The organism is Pseudonocardia sp. KRD291 (genome assembly GCF_019263595.1).
GTDB lineage: Bacteria > Actinomycetota > Actinomycetes > Mycobacteriales > Pseudonocardiaceae > Pseudonocardia.
Genome location: NZ_JADQDD010000103.1, coordinates 1 through 18,677 on the forward strand (window position 1 = coordinate 1; position 18,677 = coordinate 18,677).

Consider the following 18,677-nt stretch of genomic DNA (forward strand, 5'->3'; position numbering starts at 1 on the left):
TATGAGAGGGGTCCGTGCGGAGTAATCCGGACGGACCCCTCTCTTTTTTGTCGTACGTGATCTCGTGCGACGGCCCGGCGGAGCCGTTCCGCCGCGTGACGGAAGTGTCGGTGGACCTTTGTACTCTGGTGATGTGACGGATGCGGATGGACCCGACAACAGCCGTCCGCGGCGCGAGAACGGTCGGGGAGGGCGCGACGACCGACCCGGTGCCGACCGGCCGCGTAGCGATCGGCCGCGTACCGACCGGCCTCGTACCGATCAGTCCCGTTCCGATCGGTCGGGTACCGACCGCCGCGGCGGCCAGGACCGGCACTCGAGCCCGGGTTCGGGCCGCGGCGACGGGCGGAGCGGCACCGGTTGGTCGGGTTCGGGTGACCGTGCGCAGCGCTCGCCGGGTCGCGGTGGCACCGGAGGGCGCGACGACCGGGCGGACCGCGGGGGTTCCCGCGACGGGGCCCGAACCGGGCCCGGCTCGGGCGCCGGCCCTCGTGGCGGTTCCTCGCAGGGTGCCGGCGGTGGCCGCGACGGAGCTCGTCCCGGATACGGGCCGCGGCGCGACACGGGCGGGAACTCGCACGACCGTCGCTCGTCGGACGGTGACCGTGGCCGTGGTGGCGCGCCGGACCGCGGCGGCGACCGCAGGCCGTCCTCGCGTCCCGGAGACGACCGGGGCCACCGTCGTCCGAGCGCGGACCGCGGCGGTCGCTCTTCGTGGCAGGACCGCGGGCGGACCGAGGGCGGCGCGTCCCGGGGCTCCGCGGACCGCGGGCCCGACCGGCGCAACGACAGCGGAGACGGTGCACGTCGATGGAGTGACCGGCGCCCGGAGACCCGTCGCGACGACGACCGGTCGGACCGCGGGGGCGAGCGCCGTGGTGGCTTCGCCCGCTCCGAGGGATCGGGCGCGCCGCGCACGGACCGCGACCGCCCCGAGCGTCGCGACGGTCCCGGTGGTCGGGAGCGGACCGACGGAGCCCGCGGCGACCGCAGGCGTGACGACCGTCCGTCGCAGGACCGTGGGCGGGACGGCAACAGTGGCCGTCGCGACGACGGGGCCCGTCGCGACGACAGGCCCCGTCGCGACGACGACCGCCCGCGTCACCGCGACGGAGCGTCGACGGGGAGCGGGCCGAGCCGATCGGACGACCGCCGGCCGGCACGGGGAACCGACCGGGACGACCGCCGCGGCGGCGACCGGTTCAGCAGTCGTGACAGCGGCCGTGACAGCAGTCCTGATGCGGGAGCCGGGGATGCGCGACGACCTTCGGGTCCGTCGGACCGCGACCGCGGTGCGGTCGGCGACCGCGGACGACCGTCGGATCGCACCGCATCCCGTCCGGACCGCCCCGCGGCCGCCGAGCGGCACGACCGCCCGGAACGTCGCGACCGGCCGGAGGGCCGCCCGTCGGGGGAGAGCCGTGAGCGTCGCCCCTCCGGTGACCGTCCGGACCGCCCGGCCCGGTTCGACCGCTCGGACCGACCGGCGGCCCGTCCGGACCGGCCGGACCGCCGTGGTGCCCCGTCCGATCGGCGGGAGCGGACCGACAGCCGCCCGGACAGCAGGGACTCGCGTCCCCGCCGGGTCCCGTCGGCGGCCGAGCAGACGATGGTTCCCGAGCCGGCACTGCCGGACTCGGTGACACCGGCCGACCTCGACACCGACGTCCGGCGGGACCTGCGCGGTCTGCAGAAGGAGACGGCGGAGAAGGTCGCGCGGCACCTGGTCGTGGCCGGTCTGCTCGTCGACGAGGACCCGGAGCGGGCGCTGCTGCACGCCCGCTACGCCCGCCGTCGCGCGTCGCGGATCGCCGTGGTGCGCGAGACCGCGGGCATCGTCGCCTACCACGCGGGGGAGTGGAACGAGGCGCTCGGCGAGTTCCGCGCGGCCCGCCGGATGGGTGGCGGTGCCGGGCACGTCCCGGTCATGGCCGACATCGAGCGTGCGCTCGGACGTCCGGAGCGGGCGCTGGAGCTCACCCGCGGCCCGGAGGTCCGGGATCTCGCCGAGGACGAGCGGATCGAGCTGCTCATCGTGGCCGCGGGCGCCCGTCGTGACATGGGCGAGCTGGAGGCAGCCGTGGTCGGGCTGCAGGTGGCCGACCTGGAGCCGAGCAGGCGCGACCCGTGGAGCCCCCGGCTGTTCTACGCCTACGCCGACAACCTGCTCGCCGTCGGTCGCCGGGCGGAGGCGGTCCAGTGGTTCGTGCACGCCCACGACGCCGACACCGCGGACGAGACCGACGCCGCGGCCCGGATCGCCGAGCTGACCGGCGACGAGCTGCCCGGCTCCGGCGACGACGGTCTGACGTTCGGAGTGGAGGACACCCCGGTCGCCGAGACGGCGGTGCGGCACCCGGTCGACGACGCCGGGAGCCCGGAGGCCGACACCGCGGAGGTCCACACCGGAGAGGTCGATACCGCGGAGGCCGACACCGGAGAGGTGGACACCGCGGGGGCCGCCCCCGTGGACGCGGCCGGCGCGACCGCAATGGAAGGCGACCCGTCGGGTTCGGAGGACGACCCCGACGTCGCTGTCGACGACACCGCGGAGTCGACCGCGGCCGACGTCGACGCTGTCCCGTCCAGTACACGCGAGGAGGGGGCCGACGGCTCCGAGGACCCGCCGGTCGGGGAGGTGCTCGGCGTCGCACCCGTGCCGGTCGAGACCGGGGACGAGGACGGAGACGGGCGATGAGCGACGACCTGCTCGGCCGGCACGACGTCCTGCTCGCCGATCTCGACGGCACCCTCTACCGGGGCGCGGACGCGGTCCCGGGCGCGGTGTCGGCCGTCCTCGGCGCGGGTGAGCGCGGGGTTCCGACGGTCTACGTCACGAACAACGCCTCACGCAGCCCGGGCGACGTCGCCGGGCACCTGGCCGAGCTGGGCTTCCCGGCCCGGACCGTGGACGTGCGGACGAGCTCGCAGGCCGGGGCGGCGATGCTGGCCGAGCAGCTGCCCGCCGGTGCCGCGGTCCTGGTCGTGGGCACCGAGGCGCTGGCCGATGAGGTCCGGGCGGTCGGCCTGTCCGTCGTCGACTCCGCGGACGGCGCGGTGGCGGTCGTGCAGGGGCACTCGCCGGACACCGGATGGCGCCGGCTGGCCGAGGCCACCGCCGCGGTCCGCGCCGGCGCGCTGTGGGTGGCCACGAACATCGACCCCACCCTGCCGACCGAGCGCGGGCCGATGCCCGGCAACGGGTCGATGGTCGGGGTCGTGCGGATCGCCACCGGCGCCGAGCCGCAGGTCGCGGGCAAGCCGGCCGCGCGGTTGCTGCAGGAGGCGCGCGACACCGCGTCGTCGACACGGCCACTGGTGATCGGGGACCGGCTCGACACCGACATCGAGGGCGGCAACGCGATCGGCGCGGCGACGCTGTTCGTGCTGACCGGCGTGAGCACCGCGCGCGACCTGCTGGCGGCGCCGCGGAACCAGCGCCCCACCTACATCGGGGCCGACCTCGCCGCCCTGGTCCAGCCCGCGGACGACCTCGTCCCCGGCCGGGGCGAGGGGTGGCACGTCGAGCGGGACGGGGACACCGTCGTGCTCTCCGGTACAGGCGCCGGCCCCGAGCCGGAGCTCGGCGCCCTGCGGGTCCTGTGCCCCGCCGTATGGGATCACGCCGACCCGGAGGGGGCGCCGGTGACCGTCCGCGGCGACGGCGACCCCGCGGGCTCGGCACTGCGGGCACTCGGCCTGCTCTGATGTGGCGGGCCGCGGCGGTCGGCCGCGGCCACGTCGGGCGTCGGACCCGGCGTCCGGACGCGCCGCGCGGCCCCGGCCTGCCCACCTCGGATACCGTGGACGCCAGGATCGTCCCCCGCGACCGGAGCCTCGATGACCAGCACCACACCCCCCGACGGACCGTCCGACGTCCGCCACGCCGGTGCCGCGCCGCGCCCCGGCGACCCGCGGCCCGCGCCGCAGCGCCCGATCGCGTCGCTGCGCGCAGGGGTCGACGCGGCGATGGCGGATCTGGACGGTCTGGCGGAACGTCCGGTCGGTGAGCACGTGGCCGTGTTCGAGCGTGTGCACGCCGCGCTCGGGGAGGCCCTGACGGCAGGGTCGGAACGGGCGTGAGCCGGGTGGTCACCCGCGCCCGCCTGGACGCCGAGCTCGTCCGTCGCAAGCTCGCCCGCTCCCGTGGGCAGGCCGCGGAGCTGATCTCCGCCGGTCGCGTCACGGTGAACGGGATGCCCGCCGCGAAACCGGCGACCGTCGTCGACCGGGACACCCCGGTGCTCGTGCGCGCCGACGACGCCGAGCCCGAGTGGGCCTCGCGCGGGGCGAAGAAGCTGCTCGGCGCGCTGGAGAGCTTCGGCGACGTCGCGGTGGACGGGCTCCGGTGTCTCGACGCCGGCGCGTCGACCGGCGGCTTCACCGACGTGCTGCTCACCCGCGGTGCCCGCGAGGTCGTCGCCGCCGACGTCGGGTACGGCCAGCTCGTGTGGCGGCTGCGCTCCGACGACCGGGTCCGCGTCCACGACCGCACCAACGTGCGGGCCCTGACCCCCGACGAGATCGGCGGGACGGTGGACCTGACCGTCGCCGACCTGTCGTTCATCTCGCTGCGCACCGTGCTCCCGGCGCTCGCCGCGTGCACCGGCCCCGGCGGCACCCTGCTGCCGATGGTCAAGCCGCAGTTCGAGGTCGGCAAGGCCCGCCTGGGCTCCGGCGGGGTCGTGCGCGACCCGGGCCTGCGCCGCGACGCACTCGCCGGGGTGGCGGAGGCCGCCGCGGCGCTGGGCCTGGCCGTGCGGGGCGCGACGGCGAGCCCACTGCCCGGGCCCTCCGGCAACGTCGAGTACTTCCTGCACCTGCACCGCCCGATGGGGAACACGGAGAGGCCGGCGACCGGCGACTCCGGGGAGCCGGCGGCGGGCGACGTCGCGGGGATGCTGGCGGCCGCCGTCGCGGACGGGCCCGCATGAGGGAGATGCTGCTGGTCCTGCACGCGGGCCGGGCGGCGAACCGGGCGACCGCGATCAGGGTGGTCCGGTCACTGGCCGAGCACCGGATCCGGACGCGGGTGCTCGCCGAGGAGTGGTCCGAGGTCGGGACCGACCCCGGGCTGCCCGTCGACCTGGCTCCGGTACCCGTGGCCGGCACGGCGGACTGCGCGCGCGACGCCGAGGCCGTGCTGGTCCTCGGCGGCGACGGCACGTTGCTGCGCGCCGCCGACCTGGCCCGCTCGGCCAGCGTGCCGCTGCTCGGGGTGAACCTCGGGCACGTCGGTTTCCTGGCCGAGGCCGAGGAGGAGTCCCTCGACGAGGCGTTGCAGGCGCTGGTGCGCGGCGAGTACTCGGTCGAGGAACGGATGACCCTGGACGCGGTCGTCCGGTCCAACGGCTCGGTGCTCGGGCACACCTGGGCACTGAACGAGGCCGTCGTGGAGAAGACCACCCGCGGCCGGATCCTGGAGGTCGTGCTCGAGGTCGACGGACGCCCGGTGTCGGGCTTCGGCTGCGACGGCGTGATCTGCTCCACCCCGACCGGCTCCACCGCCTACGCGTTCTCCGCCGGTGGCCCGCTGGTGTGGCCGCAGGTGCAGGCGTTGCTGGTGGTGCCGAGCAACGCGCATGCGCTGTTCGCCCGCCCGATGGTGATCGCCCCGGACAGCTCGGTGGCGATCGAGGTGTCGGCCGACGGCCCGTCCGCCGTGTTGGACTGCGACGGCCGTCGGACGATCTCGGTCCCGCCGGGCGCGCGGGTGGAGCTCTCCCGCGCCGCCGACCCGGTGCGGATGGTGCGCCTGGCCGCGCAGCCGTTCGCGGACCGGCTGGTGCGCAAGTTCGACCTGCCGGTGCGGGGCTGGCGGGGCGCGCCCCGCTCCGGCGGCGACGAGCGGCGCAACGGCTCGGAGCCCGGCCGCGACCGGACCGGGGACGCACCCGGCCGCTGAACACCGACCGTTCACCCCTGCGTGCGAACGAATGTTCTATCCGGATCGGTGTGTCCGGCGTTCGTTGTCGGGCCTCCGCCGTATCGTGCGGGCCATGCTGGCCGAGATGCGCATCCAGGGGCTCGGGGTGATCGACGACGCCACCCTGGAGCTGGACCCGGGGCTGACCGTGCTCACCGGTGAGACCGGCGCGGGCAAGACGATGGTGGTCACCGGGCTGTCCCTGCTCGGCGGCGGGCGCGCGGAGTCGTCCCGGGTGTCCGAGGGCGCCAAGCGGGCGATGGTCGAAGGGCGGTTCACGGCGTCGAACGCGGCGCTCGAGCTGGCCGAGGAGGTCGGCGCCGAGGCGGACGAGGACGGCACGCTGATCGCCGCGCGCACCGTCTCCTCCGACGGCCGGTCGCGCGCGCACCTGGGCGGGCGGTCGGTTCCGATCGGGGTGCTCGGCCGTCTCGCCGAGGCCCAGCTGGCCGTGCACGGGCAGAACGACCAGCTGCGGCTGCTGCGCCCGGCCGACCAGCGGGCGCTGCTGGACCGCTTCGCCGGCGACGCGGTGGCCAAGCCGCTGGCCGCCTACCGCGAGACCCGCACCGAGTGGCTCGAGGTCGGCGCCGAGCTGACCGAGCGCCGCGACGGGGCGCGCCGGCTCGCGCAGGAGGCCGACATGCTCCGGCACGGCCTCGCCGAGATCGAGTCGGTGGCCCCGCAGCCCGGCGAGGACCGGGAGCTGGTCGAGCAGGCCCGGCGCCTGGCCGCGGCCGACGACCTGCGGGCCGCGGCCGAGGCGGCGCGGCTCGCGCTCGGCGGCTCCGAGGACGGGGACAGCCCCGGTGCGCTCGGGCTCTGCGGGGAGGCGCGCAACCTGGTCGGTGCCTCCGGCGACGGTGAGCTCGAGGCGCTGGACTCCCGCCTCGGTGAGGCGCTCGCCGTGCTCGGCGACGTGGCCGCCGAGCTGGGCGGCTACCTGGACCGCCTGGACGCGGACCCGGAACGGCTGGCCGGGCTGCTCGCCCGCCAGGCCGAGCTCAAGGCGCTGACCCGCAAGTACGCCGCGGACACCGACGGCGTCCTGGAGTGGGCGAAGGACGCCCGCGAACGCCTGTCCGGGCTCGACACCTCGGACGAGGCGCTGGCCGCGCTGGCCGCCCGCCGGGACGCGCTGGCCGCCGACCTGGCCGGACACGCCGAGGAGCTCTCCACCGCGCGCTCGGCCGCATCGGTCCGGCTCGGTGAGGCGACCACCGCGGAGCTGGCCGGGCTGGCGATGCAGGACGCGAGCCTGCGGGTCGGGGTGGCGCGGCGCCCGGCGGGCGAGGGCGAACAGCACGCGCTGACCGTCGACGGCCGGGCCTGCCACGCCGGCTCGAGCGGGGTGGACGAGGTCGAGCTGCGGCTCGTCCCGCATGCGGGCTCGTCGGCCCAGCCGCTGCACAAGGGCGCCTCCGGCGGTGAGCTCTCCCGGGTCATGCTCGCGCTGGAGGTGGCCCTGGCCGGGGCGGATCCGGTGCCGACCATGGTGTTCGACGAGGTCGACGCCGGCGTCGGGGGCCGCGCGGCGGTCGAGATCGGGCGCAGGCTGGCCCGTCTCGCGGCCCGGCACCAGGTGATCGTGGTGACGCACCTGCCGCAGGTCGCCGCGTACGCCGACCGGCATCTGGTCGTGCAGAAGGGCAGCGCAGACGGGACGGGGTCCGGCACCGCGGCGGTGACCCGGTCCAGCGTGCGGCGCCTCGCCGAGGGCGACCGGATCGGCGAGCTCGCCCGGATGCTGGCCGGGTTGGACGAGACCGACACGGGGCGGGCGCACGCCGAGGAGCTGCTCGCCGCGGCGTCGTCGCACCGCGAGTCCGACCGCGCCGCCGACGCCGCGCGCCGTGAGGGGGAGCAGCCGGGTTCCGGCCGTCGCAAGCGCACCGGCGGGGCCCGCAAGCGCTGACCCACGGGCCCCCGGCGTGCGGGTACCCGCACGGGGTGAAGTCGCGGTGACGGTGCGGCGTGCCTGCACCGTCACATCCGCACCAGGTGTCACAGTGCGTGCATGAAGCTGTCCGGTCTGCTGCACCGCTCGCGACCCGAGCTGCCCGGCCTGACCGGTCCCGCGCGCGCGGACCGGCGCACCGAGGCCCTGCTGCGCCGGTTGCGACCCGGCGACATCGCCGTCCTGGACCAGATCGACCTCGACCGGGCCACCGCGGACGCGCTGGTCAACGCCGAGGTCGCGGCCGTCGTCAACGCCGCGCCGTCGATCTCCGGTCGGTTCCCGAACCTGGGCCCGCAGATCCTGGTCACGGCCGGGATCCCGCTCGTCGACGACGCCGGGTCCGAGCTGCTGCGCGCGGTGCGCGACGGGGTGAAGGTCCGCCTGCACGACGGCGTGCTGTACTCCGGTGAGCAGCCGCTCGGCGAGGGCCGGGTGCAGACCGAGGACTCGGTCGCCGACGCGCTCGCCGAGGCCAAGTCGGGCCTGACCCACCAGCTCGAGGCGTTCGCCGCGAACACCATCGAGTTCATGCGCCGGGAGCGGTCTCTGCTGCTCGACGGCTTCGGCGTCCCGGACGTCGACGTCGAGCTCGCCGGGCGCCAGGTGGTCGTCGTCGCGCCCGGGTACGACCACGTCGCGGTGCTGCGCAGCCTGCGCCCGTTCATCCGCGAGTACCGGCCGGTGCTGATCGGTGTCGGCGCGGGCGCGGACGCGTTGATGGCCGCGAAGTACAAGCCCGACCTGATCCTGTCCGACCCCTCCGAAGTGTCCACCGAGGCCCTGATGAGTGGCGCCGACGTCGTCGTCCCGGCGTTCGCGGACGGCCACGCGCCGGGCCTGCACCGGGTGCAGGACCTCGGCGCCAGCGCGGTGACGTTCCCGTCGATGGCCAACCCGGAGGACCTGGCGTTGCTGCTGGCACACCACCACGGTGCGCAGATGACGGTGACGGTGGGGCTGTCCGCCTCGATGGCCGAGTTCCTCGACCGCGGCCGCTCGGGCAGCAACGCCTCGACGTTCCTGACCCGGTTGCAGACCGGCGGTGGTGTCGTCGACGGCACCATGATCGCCGCGATGTACCGCAGCCGGATGTCGTTCGGCCCGCTGCTGCTGCTGGTGCTGGCGGCGATCGTCGCGGTGGTCGTCGCGCTGCTGGTCTCCGGGGCCGGCGACGCGGTGCTCGCCTGGGTCGTGCAGTCGTTCCAGCAGCTCCTCGACACGGTCAAGGGTTGGTTCTGAGTGATCTCGATGCGGTACCACGCGCTGTCCATCGGCGCGGTGTTCCTGGCGCTCGCGATCGGCGTCGTGCTCGGCTCGACCGGGTTGTCCGACCGTCTGGTCTCGGCGGTGTCCACCGAGCGTGACGACCTCGCCGGGCAGGTCACGCAGCTGCGCGCGCAACGCGACGACCTGGCCGCGCAGCAGCGCGCCGCCGACGAGTTCGCGGCCCGCGTCGGGCCGTCCGCGGTGCGCGGCGCGCTGCCCGGGAAGTCGGTCACGCTGGTCTCGCTCGGCGGGGACGCCGCCGACGTCGCGGCCGTCTCTGGGCTCGTCGGGCAGGCCGGTGGCACCGTGGCCGGGCAGGTGAGGCTGACCGACGCCGTCACCGACCCGGCGCGGGCCGACCAGCTCCGCGAGCTCGCGTCCCGCCTGCTGCCGGCCGGTGCGCAGCTGCCCGCCGCATCCGACACCGGCAGCCTCGCGGGCGGCCTGATCGGCAGCGCGCTGCTCACCGCACCGAACGGCCCGGCGACCAACGCGACGCAGGCGCAGGCCGTGCTCGCGGGCCTGTCCGCTGCCGGGTTCGCCGAGCCCGGCGCCACCGCGGCGCCGGCCGGGATGGTCGTCGTCGTCACCGGGGGAGCGGCCCAGGGCCTCGACGCCGCCGACGCGGCCGCGACGACGGCCCGTCTGGCCTCCGAGCTGGACCGGCGCGGCGGCGGCGCCGTCCTGGCCGGGCGGACCGGCTCGGCGGACGCGACCGGCGCCATCGGCGTCGTGCGCGCCGACAAGGCGTCGGCCGGAGGCCTGTCCACGGTGGACGACGTGCAGACCGGCACCGGCCGCGTCGCCACGATCCTGGCCCTGCGCGAGCAGGCCGCAGGCGGCACCGGCCAGTACGGCTCCGCAGGCGACGCCGCAGCCCCCGCCCCCCAGCCGTAACCCCGTCCTCCTGCGCGTTGTGGAGCCCTGTCGCGCCACCGGGGGCCGGAAATTCGCGTCGAGGCTCCACAACGCGCAGGTGTGACGGGGTTGGTGAGGCCCCACCTCGTGGGGGTGGGGCTGGTGTGCGTAGGCTGAAAACCCGTGCAGACACGCGCGACCCGTCACCTGTTCGTCACCGGCGGGGTCGCATCCTCGCTGGGTAAAGGCCTGACCGCGTCGAGCCTGGGGCAGCTTCTCACCGCCCGCGGGCTCCGCGTCACGATGCAGAAGCTGGATCCCTACCTCAACGTCGATCCCGGGACGATGAACCCGTTCCAGCACGGCGAGGTCTTCGTGACCGAGGACGGCGCGGAGACCGACCTCGACGTCGGCCACTACGAGCGCTTCCTCGACCGGGACCTGCAGGGCCGGGCCAACGTCACGACCGGCCAGGTCTACTCCGAGGTGATCGCCAAGGAGCGCCGCGGCGAGTACCTGGGCGACACCGTGCAGGTCATCCCGCACATCACGAACGAGATCAAGGACCGGATCCTCGCGATGAGCGAGCCGGACGCCGAGGGGATTGCGCCGGACGTCGTGATCACCGAGGTCGGCGGCACGATCGGCGACATCGAGTCGCTGCCGTTCGTCGAGGCCGTCCGCCAGGTCCGGCACGAGGTCGGCCGGGACAACTGCTTCTTCCTGCACGTGTCGCTGGTGCCGTTCCTGGCGCCGTCCGGGGAGCTCAAGACCAAGCCCACCCAGCACTCGGTCGCGGCGCTGCGCAACATCGGCATCCAGCCCGACGCGCTGGTGCTGCGCGCCGACCGTGACATCCCGGACGGGATGAAGCGCAAGATCTCGCTGATGTGCGACGTCGAGCTGGACGGCGTCGCGGCCTGCGCCGACGCGCCCTCGATCTACGACATCCCGAAGGTGCTGCACCGCGAGGGCCTCGACGCCTACGTCGTGCGCCGGCTCGGGCTGCCGTTCCGCGACGTCGACTGGACGGTCTGGGGCGACCTGCTCGACCGCGTCCACCACCCGCACGAGACGGCGACGATCGCGCTCGTCGGCAAGTACGTCGACCTGCCGGACGCCTACCTGTCGGTGACCGAGGCACTGCGCGCGGGCGGGTTCGCCCACCACGCGAAGGTCGCGATCCGGTGGGTGCAGTCCGACACCTGCGAGACCCCGGCCGGCGCGGCCGAGGCGCTCGACGGTGTCGACGCCGTGCTGATCCCGGGCGGGTTCGGCATCCGCGGCATCGAGGGCAAGCTCGGCGCGATCCGGCACGCGCGCACACAGGGGATCCCGACGCTCGGTCTGTGCCTGGGCCTGCAGTGCATGGTGATCGAGGTGGCCCGCGACGTCGCCGGACTCGGCGACGCCAGCTCCACCGAGTTCGACCCGGGCACCCCGCACCCGGTCGTCTCCACGATGGCCGAGCAGCGCGACGTCGTCGCCGGCGAGCGGGACATGGGCGGCACCATGCGCCTGGGCGCCTACCCGGCCGTGCTCGAGCGCGGCACGGTCGCCGCGAACGCCTACGGCACCCGCGAGATCTCCGAGCGGCACCGGCACCGCTACGAGGTGAACAACGCCTACCGCGAGCGTCTCGGCGCCGCCGGGCTGGTGTTCGGCACGTCGCCGGACGGCACGCTCGTCGAGTTCGTGGAGCTGCCGGCCGCGACGCACCCGTTCTTCGTCGGGACCCAGGCGCACCCCGAGCTCAAGAGCCGCCCGACGCGTCCGCACCCGCTGTTCGCGGCGTTCGTGAAGGCCGCGCTGCGCTACCGGGCCGAGGACCGGCTGCCGGTGGAGCTGCCAGCGCGGGGACGTTCCAACGGGACCGGGCGGGCGCCCGACAACGGCGCCCCGGCCGAGCCCGAGAGCCCCGCAGCCGAGAGCCCCGCCGCCGAGGCGGAGCAGGACACGACGACGGAGGCCCGCTCGCGGTGACGAAGCCCGGAGAACACGACTTCCCGGTCCGTTCGGCCACCGACATCTACTCCGGCCGGGTGATGGCGCTGCGCTCGGACCGGGTCGTCATGCCCGGTGGCCGGGTCGCGACCCGGGAGATCCTGGAGCACCCGGGGGCGGTCGCGATCGTCGCCCTGGACGACTCCGGCCGGGTGATGATGCTGCACCAGTACCGGCACGCGGTGCGCCGACGGCTCTGGGAGCTGCCGGCCGGGTTGCTCGACGTGGCGGGTGAGGACCCGTCGGTGACGGCCGGGCGCGAGCTGGCCGAGGAGGCCGGGCTGGCCGCGCAGGACTGGTCGGTGCTGCTCGACGTCGTGCCCTCGCCGGGCTTCTCGGACGAGTCGGTGCGGGTCTACCTGGCCCGTGACGTCAGCGAGGTCGGGCGCCCGGACCTGGGCGACGACGAGGAGGCCGATCTCGAGCTGCGCTGGGTCCCGCTGGCCGACGCCGTGCAGATGGTGTTCACCGGCGAGATCGTGAACGCGGTGTCGGTGTCCGGCGTGCTGGCCACCCAGGCGGTGCGCGCCGGTGACGCCGACCCGAGGCCGGTCGACGCGCCGTGGCCGGACCGGCCCGACCGGTTCGCCATGCGTCGCGACGGCGATTGACCGACGCCGACCAGTACACCACGGCTGTCATCGCAAGATCGAACAACCGTGGTGTACCGGTCGGTGACCCGTCGAACCCGGTCAGGGTCGCAACGGGCGGCCCTCGGGGTCGGTGGGGGAGCCGGCGAGGACGATGATCCCGTCGATGAACGGCCAGATCGCGCCGATGCCGAACGTCAGGAACGTGACCAGCAGCTGCGCGATGCCGATCCCGACGTGGCCGGTGTAGAACCGTCCGACGCCGAACGGTAGGAAGATGCTCAGCAGCCCGGCGACGATCTTCTGCTTGTCCGAGTACGGCCGTCCGGTCAGCGGGTCCCAGCCGTACGGTGCGGCCGGGTCGTAGCCGCCGGGCGGCATCCCGTAGGGGGCACCGGGCGGCGGGTACGGGGCTGCGTACCGCTGGTTCCCGTACGGCTGAGCACCGTACTGCTGAGGCCCGTACGGCTGACCTCCGTACTGCGGCGCGCCGTAATGGTCGTGGCCACCGGGGTGCGGGCCGTCCGGGTACTGCTGGCCGGGGTACTGCTGGCCGGGGTACTGAGCGCCGGGGTACGGGGAGGCGCCGGGGTACGGCGTTCCGCTGGTGTCGAAACGGGGCGGCGGTCCCCAGTACTGCTGGTCGGGGTACGGACCGCCCGGCTGCTGCCCGGGTGCGGGGTACTGCCGTGTGCTGTCGGGGAACTGCGCCGCCGCGCCCGGGTACTGCGGGGTCGCGACGGTGTCCTCGGTGGAGCCGACGACGGTCGGGCCGCCGGTCGAGGGATCGGACGCCGTCGCGCGGGTGGCGTCGTCGACCCCGGGCGGGACCGGCCGGTCCACGGCCGACGGGCGGGGTTCCGGCAGGTCGGCGAACACTGCGCCCAGCTCGGCGCCGGTGCTGCTCGCCCGCGCCCGCCGGACCCGCTCGTCGAACTCGTCGACGTCGAGCCGACCCGCCGTGTAGTGCTGGGACAGGGCGCGGACCGCCTCTTCCTGCTCCGCGTACCCGATCCCGTCCGGCTGCCCGCTGCTCATGGTCCGACCGTATCGCGGGTCCGGGCGATCTCGGCCGTCGTCGGGTCCCACGCGGACACCCCGCACGGACGGGTGCGGTGCCCGGCGACCGTCGGGGGTGCTGGATAGGGTCGGCGGCATGCGCTTCGGACTCTTCGTGCCCCAGGGATGGCGACTCGACCTGGTCGGGATCGACCCGGCCGAGCAGTGGGACACCATGCGGGACATCGCCCAGGCCGCCGACCGCGGCAGCACCTTCGAGTCGGTCTGGGTCTACGACCACTTCCACACCGTGCCGCAGCCCACCGAGGAGGCCTGCCACGAGGCCTGGAGCCTGATGGCCGCGTTCGGCGCCGCCACCGAGCGCGTCCGCCTCGGACAGATGTGCACCTGCATGGCCTACCGCAACCCGGCCTACCTGGCGAAGGTGGCCGCGACCTGCGACATCATCTCGAAGGGTCGCGTCGAGATGGGCATCGGCGGCGGCTGGTACGAGCAGGAGTGGCGCGCCTACGGCTACGGCTTCCCGTCCGCCGGGGAGCGCCTCGGGCGCCTCGACGAGGGCGTGCAGATCTTCGCGCAGGCCTGGTCGCAGGGCCGGGCGTCGCTGGACGGCAAGTACTACCAGGTCGACGACGCGATCGTGACGCCGAAGCCGCTGCAGGCCGGCGGTATCCCGCTCTGGATCGCCGGCGGCGGCGAGAAGGTCACGCTCAAGATCGCCGCGAAGTACGCGCAGTACACCAACTTCGACGGCACCCCGGAAGGCTTCGCGCACAAGTCCGAGATCCTGGCCGGGCACTGCCGCGACGTCGGCACCGACTTCGAGCGCATCGTCCGCTCGGCGAACTACAACGTCGCGATCGGCTCGACCGAGGCCGAGGTCGAGGAGCGGCTGCAGACGCTGAAGGCGCGGCTGGCGCCGGTGGTGGGCGAGGAGAAGGCCGAGGGCGCGCTGGGTGCGTTCCGGAAGATGCCCGCCTGCGGCACCCCGGAGCAGATCGTGGAGAACCTGACCGCACTGAAGAAGAAGGGCATGACCTACTCGATCCTGTACTTCCCGGAGGCCGCCTACGACCGGTCGGGCATCGAGCTGTTCGAGCGCGAGGTCGCGCCGGCGCTGCAGGACTGAGCGCGAAGCCTGCGGAGACGCGCATGAACGCAGGGGCGGCGGCGCGCTCCACCGAGCCGGCGACGGTGGTCGAGGCCTACCTCGGCCACCTCGCCGTGGAGCGCGGCCGCGCGGCCAACACCCTGCGCTCCTACGCCCTGGACCTGGGCCGTTACGCCGAGCACCTGTCGGGGGCCGGGATCGACGACCTCGGCGCGGTCCGGGAGGGCGACGTCTCGGCGTTCGTCACCGCGTTGCGCACCGGCAACCAGCCGCTGGCCGCGTCGTCGACGGCGCGGGCGCTGGCCGCGGTGCGCGGGCTGCACCGCTTCGCCGCGTCCGAGGGCCTGATCGGCGTCGACGTCGCGGCCGGGGTGCGGCCGCCGTCGCTGCCGTCGCGGCTGCCCCGGACGCTGACCGTCGACCAGGTGGAGCAGCTGCTGGCCGGCTGCGTCGGCGACGGGCCGGTCGCGCTGCGGGACCGGGCGCTGCTCGAGCTGCTCTACTCCACCGGCGCCCGGATCTCCGAGGCCGTCGGCGCCGACCTCGACGACCTCGACGCCGCCGTCCGGACGATCCTGGTGCAGGGCAAGGGGAACAAGCAGCGGATCGTGCCGGTCGGGCGGCCCGCGCTGGCCGCCGTCGACGCCTACCTGGTCCGTGCCCGACCGGCGCTGGCGCAGAAGGGGCCCGGCAGCCCGGCCCTGCTGCTCAACGCCCGCGGGGCGCGACTGTCGCGGCAGAGCGCCTGGCACGTGCTGCGCGGAGCCGCCGAGGCCTCCGGCCTGGACTCGGTGGTCTCCCCGCACACGTTGCGGCACTGCTTCGCCACGCACCTGCTCTCCGGCGGCGCCGACGTCCGGGTGGTACAGGAACTGCTCGGACACGCGTCGGTGAGCACGACGCAGATCTACACCCACGTCACCGTGGACACGCTGCGCGAGGTCTACGCGACCGCGCACCCCCGCGCCCGCGGCTGAGTGCCGCCGGGCCCCCGACCGCGCCGGGCCGGGTTCGCGCCGGGCCGGCGGTGCGGCACACCGACGTCCCGCCCGGTGGGCGGCACCGCTACGGTCTGACACCGATGCCGCACCGTCCGCGTTCACTCCTGTCCCTGTCGTCCCGCATGGTCTCGTCCGCGCGGGGGCGGCTCGGTGTCGGCGCCGTGCTGCTCGCCACGTCGGCGGCACTCGCCGGGTGCGGGTCGCCGCAGCCGGCGCAGACCGAGTCCGCCACCGAGGGCATCGGCGCGGTGTCCCGGGTGGAGATCCAGGCCGACACCGGCTCGGTCAGCGTGCGCCCCGGACCGGACGGCTCGGCGCAGGTCCAGCGCACGCTGCGGTGGAGCGGCGAGACGAAGCCGGAGTACACCCAGTCGGTGTCCGGGGACACGCTGACGATCACCGCCCGCTGCCCGGACGGCGACGACCGGTGCACGACCGACCTCGTCGTCACGGTCCCGGCCGCCACCTCCACCCGCACCGGCGTCACCACCGGCGACGTCGCCGTCGACGACCTGACCGGCGCGCAGGACCTCACCGCGACGACCGGACGGGTCACCGGCACGGGTCTGGGCGCCTCCCCGGTGACGGCCCGCGCGACGACCGGGCAGGTCTCGCTGCGATTCGCGGCCGCGCCACCGACCGTCGACGCCGAGGCGAGCACCGGCAACGTCGACGTCCGGGTGCCGGTCGGGCCGGTCTACCAGGTACAGGCGCAGGTGCAGACCGGCAACAGCCGGGTCGAGGTCGCCGACACCCCGGGCGCCGACCACCGGATCTCCGCCCGCAGCACGACCGGGAACGTGTCCGTCACGAACGGATAGCACCGGCGCAGGCCGCGGCACTGCTCCGAACGGGGGTCGGGGCCGGGGTGTTCGGCCGTCCCGGTACCGTGTTCGAACAGTTCGCCGCGCGCACGGCGAGGCGCGTTGCTGCACGTGGGGGCGTTTCCTAGATTGCGGGGCGGGATCGAACCCGGTACGACACCCCACGAGGAGACCGGAGACCGTATGGACCCGACGCGTCCCGCCCCACCGGCGGACACCGACGGCTCCGGCTCTGCCGCCGCCGGTCCCGCCGCGGACGGCTCCGAGGCGGCCGCCGCGGACGGCGCAGCCGGCGCCGACCAGACGACGCCGGGGAGAGGAAGACATCGGTTGAGCGCTCCCGAACCCACCCCGCTGACCAGCCACGGACCCGCCCGCGTGATCGCGGTGGCGAACCAGAAGGGCGGCGTCGGCAAGACCACGTCCACGATCAACCTGGGCGCCGCGTTGGCCGAGTACGGCCGCAAGGTGCTGCTGGTGGACTTCGACCCGCAGGGTGCGCTCTCGGTCGGCCTCGGCGTGCAGGCCCACGAGCTCGACTCGACGATCTACAACCTGCTGATGGAGAAGGGCGTCGAGGCCGACGACGTCATCCGCCCGAGCGGGGTCGAGAACATGGACCTGCTGCCCAGCAACATCGACCTGTCCGCGGCCGAGGTCCAGCTCGTCACCGAGGTCGGGCGGGAGCAGGCGCTGGGCCGCGCCCTCAAGCGCACGCTGTCCGACTACGACATCATCCTGATCGACTGCCAGCCCTCGCTCGGCCTGCTCACGATCAACGCGCTGGCCTGCGCCGACGCCGTGCTGATCCCGCTGGCGTGCGAGTTCTTCAGCCTGCGCGGGGTGGCGCTGCTGATGGACACGATCGACAAGGTCCAGGACCGGCTGAACCCGGACCTGCAGTTGCTCGGCATCCTCGCCACCATGTTCGACCAGCGGACGCTGCACACCAAGGAGGTGCACGACCGCGTCGTCGAGGCGTTCGGTGACCTGGTGTTCGAGGCCGTGATCAACCGGACGATCAAGTTCCCGGAGACGACCGTCGCCGGCGAGCCGATCACCACGTGGGCACCGAGCTCCAACGGCGCGGAGGCCTACCGGATGCTGGCCCGCGAGGTCATCGCCCGGTGACGCTGCTCGCCGACGGGCCCGGGGGAGGCCCCGAGAGCCTGGACGACGCGGACGTCGCGTCGTCGCGGACGCGCCGCTTCACGGTGCGGCTGGTCAACTTCGAGGGCCCGTTCGACCTGCTGCTGCAGCTGATCGGCAAGCACGAGCTCGACCTCACCGAGATGGCGCTGCACAAGGTCACCGACGACTTCATCGCCCACCTCACCGCGCTCGGCGACGACGCCGACCTGGACGAGACGACCGAGTTCCTCGTCGTCGCGGCGACCCTGCTCGACCTCAAGGCCGCCCGCCTGGTGCCCGGCGCCGACGTCGAGGACGAGGAGGACCTGGCCCTGCTCGAGGCCCGTGACCTGCTCTTCGCCCGGCTGCTGCAGTACCGCGCCTACAAGGAGGCCGCGACGCTGTTCGTCGAGCTCGAGGCCGGGGCGATGCGCCGGTTCCCGCGCTCGGTCGCGCTCGAGGACCGCTACGCCGAGCTGCTACCGGAGGTCCTGCTCGGGATGGACGCCCACGCGTTCGCCGAGCTCGCGGCCACGGTGTTCCGGCCGAGGGTGCCGGAGACGGTCGGGCTCGAGCACCTGCACGGCTCGAGCGTCTCGGTGCCCGAGCACACCGCGCTGATGCGGGAGCGTCTCGCGGAGCTGGGCTCGGCCACGTTCGCGACCCTGACCGCGGACTGCGTGGCGCCGATCGAGGTGATCGCGCGGTTCATGGGCCTGCTCGAGCTCTACCGGGAGCGCAGCGTCGCCCTGGACCAGCCGGAGCCCTTCGGCGAGCTGATGGTCACCTGGACCGCGGACCGCGACGACGACCCGGTCGCCGACTCCGTCGCCGCGGAATCCGACGCGGACGTCGATGGCGGGGAGCCGTTCGCGGATGACTGAGAAGCCCGGGGGCGGGGGGCACCCCGAGTTCACCGACCTGGACCGGCTGATCGGACGGACGGTCCCGCGCAGCCCGCACGCGCACCTCGCGACCGAGGAGCC

16 protein-coding genes are annotated in these 18,677 nt (G+C 74.8%); 15 read left to right on the forward strand and 1 reads right to left on the reverse strand.

The window, feature by feature from the left end; translation table 11 throughout:
* The first annotated feature begins 1,609 nt into the window (after positions 1 to 1,609).
* The 10 genes from I4I78_RS15955 (at position 1,610) to I4I78_RS16000 (ending at position 12,625) form a co-directional block, all read left to right on the forward strand.
* Entirely contained in the window at positions 1,610 to 2,698 is a 1,089-nt protein-coding gene (locus tag I4I78_RS15955) for a hypothetical protein (RefSeq protein WP_218612116.1), read from the forward strand.
* Entirely contained in the window at positions 2,695 to 3,708 is a 1,014-nt protein-coding gene (locus I4I78_RS15960; protein ID WP_218612117.1) for an HAD hydrolase-like protein, read from the forward strand. The genes I4I78_RS15955 and I4I78_RS15960 overlap by 4 nt, the downstream gene beginning before the upstream one ends.
* Before the next feature lie 132 nt (positions 3,709 to 3,840).
* Entirely contained in the window at positions 3,841 to 4,083 is a 243-nt protein-coding gene (locus I4I78_RS15965; RefSeq protein ID WP_218612131.1) for a hypothetical protein, read from the forward strand.
* Between the two features lie 5 nt (positions 4,084 to 4,088).
* On the forward strand, positions 4,089 to 4,934 hold the full coding sequence (locus tag I4I78_RS15970; protein ID WP_218612128.1) for a TlyA family RNA methyltransferase: 846 nt from the start codon (positions 4,089 to 4,091) through the stop codon (positions 4,932 to 4,934).
* Positions 4,931 to 5,905 carry an NAD kinase gene (locus I4I78_RS15975; protein WP_218612118.1) on the forward strand — a complete coding sequence of 325 codons (975 nt, stop codon included), beginning with the start codon at positions 4,931 to 4,933 and terminating at the stop codon, positions 5,903 to 5,905. Before I4I78_RS15970 ends, I4I78_RS15975 begins: the two co-directional genes overlap by 4 nt.
* Before the next feature lie 94 nt (positions 5,906 to 5,999).
* Positions 6,000 to 7,841 carry a DNA repair protein RecN gene (gene recN / locus I4I78_RS15980; protein WP_218612119.1) on the forward strand — a complete coding sequence of 614 codons (1,842 nt, stop codon included), beginning with the start codon at positions 6,000 to 6,002 and terminating at the stop codon, positions 7,839 to 7,841.
* A 102-nt stretch (positions 7,842 to 7,943) separates the two neighbouring features.
* The gene (steA, locus tag I4I78_RS15985) at positions 7,944 to 9,125 is read left to right on the forward strand and encodes a putative cytokinetic ring protein SteA (protein WP_218612120.1); all 1,182 of its coding nucleotides are present in this window, start codon (positions 7,944 to 7,946) and stop codon (positions 9,123 to 9,125) included.
* Positions 9,126 to 10,049: a copper transporter gene (locus I4I78_RS15990; RefSeq protein ID WP_218612121.1), complete on the forward strand. Its 924-nt coding sequence runs from the start codon at positions 9,126 to 9,128 to the stop codon at positions 10,047 to 10,049.
* A gap of 144 nt (positions 10,050 to 10,193) precedes the next feature.
* Positions 10,194 to 11,993, forward strand: a complete 1,800-nt coding sequence (locus I4I78_RS15995; RefSeq protein WP_218612122.1) for a CTP synthase — start codon at positions 10,194 to 10,196, stop codon at positions 11,991 to 11,993.
* Positions 11,990 to 12,625: an NUDIX hydrolase gene (locus I4I78_RS16000; protein WP_308252148.1), complete on the forward strand. Its 636-nt coding sequence runs from the start codon at positions 11,990 to 11,992 to the stop codon at positions 12,623 to 12,625. The genes I4I78_RS15995 and I4I78_RS16000 overlap by 4 nt, the downstream gene beginning before the upstream one ends.
* A gap of 81 nt (positions 12,626 to 12,706) precedes the next feature.
* Here the strand turns inward: I4I78_RS16000 and I4I78_RS33580 are convergent, their stop codons facing one another.
* Positions 12,707 to 13,642: a DUF1707 domain-containing protein gene (locus tag I4I78_RS33580; protein ID WP_218612123.1), complete on the reverse strand. Its 936-nt coding sequence runs from the start codon at positions 13,640 to 13,642 to the stop codon at positions 12,707 to 12,709.
* A gap of 118 nt (positions 13,643 to 13,760) precedes the next feature.
* Here I4I78_RS33580 and I4I78_RS16010 point away from each other — a divergent pair, with 118 nt between their 5' ends.
* The 5 genes from I4I78_RS16010 (at position 13,761) to I4I78_RS16030 (ending at position 18,575) form a co-directional block, all read left to right on the forward strand.
* On the forward strand, positions 13,761 to 14,753 hold the full coding sequence (locus I4I78_RS16010) for an LLM class F420-dependent oxidoreductase (protein ID WP_218612124.1): 993 nt from the start codon (positions 13,761 to 13,763) through the stop codon (positions 14,751 to 14,753).
* Positions 14,754 to 14,776: 23 nt separating this feature from the next.
* Positions 14,777 to 15,712: a site-specific tyrosine recombinase XerD gene (xerD, locus tag I4I78_RS16015; RefSeq protein ID WP_218612125.1), complete on the forward strand. Its 936-nt coding sequence runs from the start codon at positions 14,777 to 14,779 to the stop codon at positions 15,710 to 15,712.
* A gap of 146 nt (positions 15,713 to 15,858) precedes the next feature.
* Positions 15,859 to 16,557, forward strand: a complete 699-nt coding sequence (locus I4I78_RS16020) for a DUF4097 family beta strand repeat-containing protein (RefSeq protein WP_218612126.1) — start codon at positions 15,859 to 15,861, stop codon at positions 16,555 to 16,557.
* 186 nt (positions 16,558 to 16,743) lie between these two features.
* Entirely contained in the window at positions 16,744 to 17,691 is a 948-nt protein-coding gene (locus I4I78_RS16025; RefSeq protein WP_218612127.1) for a ParA family protein, read from the forward strand.
* A complete protein-coding gene (locus I4I78_RS16030; RefSeq protein WP_374225876.1) occupies positions 17,688 to 18,575 on the forward strand; it encodes a ScpA family protein in 888 nt (295 codons plus the stop codon). Before I4I78_RS16025 ends, I4I78_RS16030 begins: the two co-directional genes overlap by 4 nt.
* Positions 18,576 to 18,677: the final 102 nt, after the last annotated feature.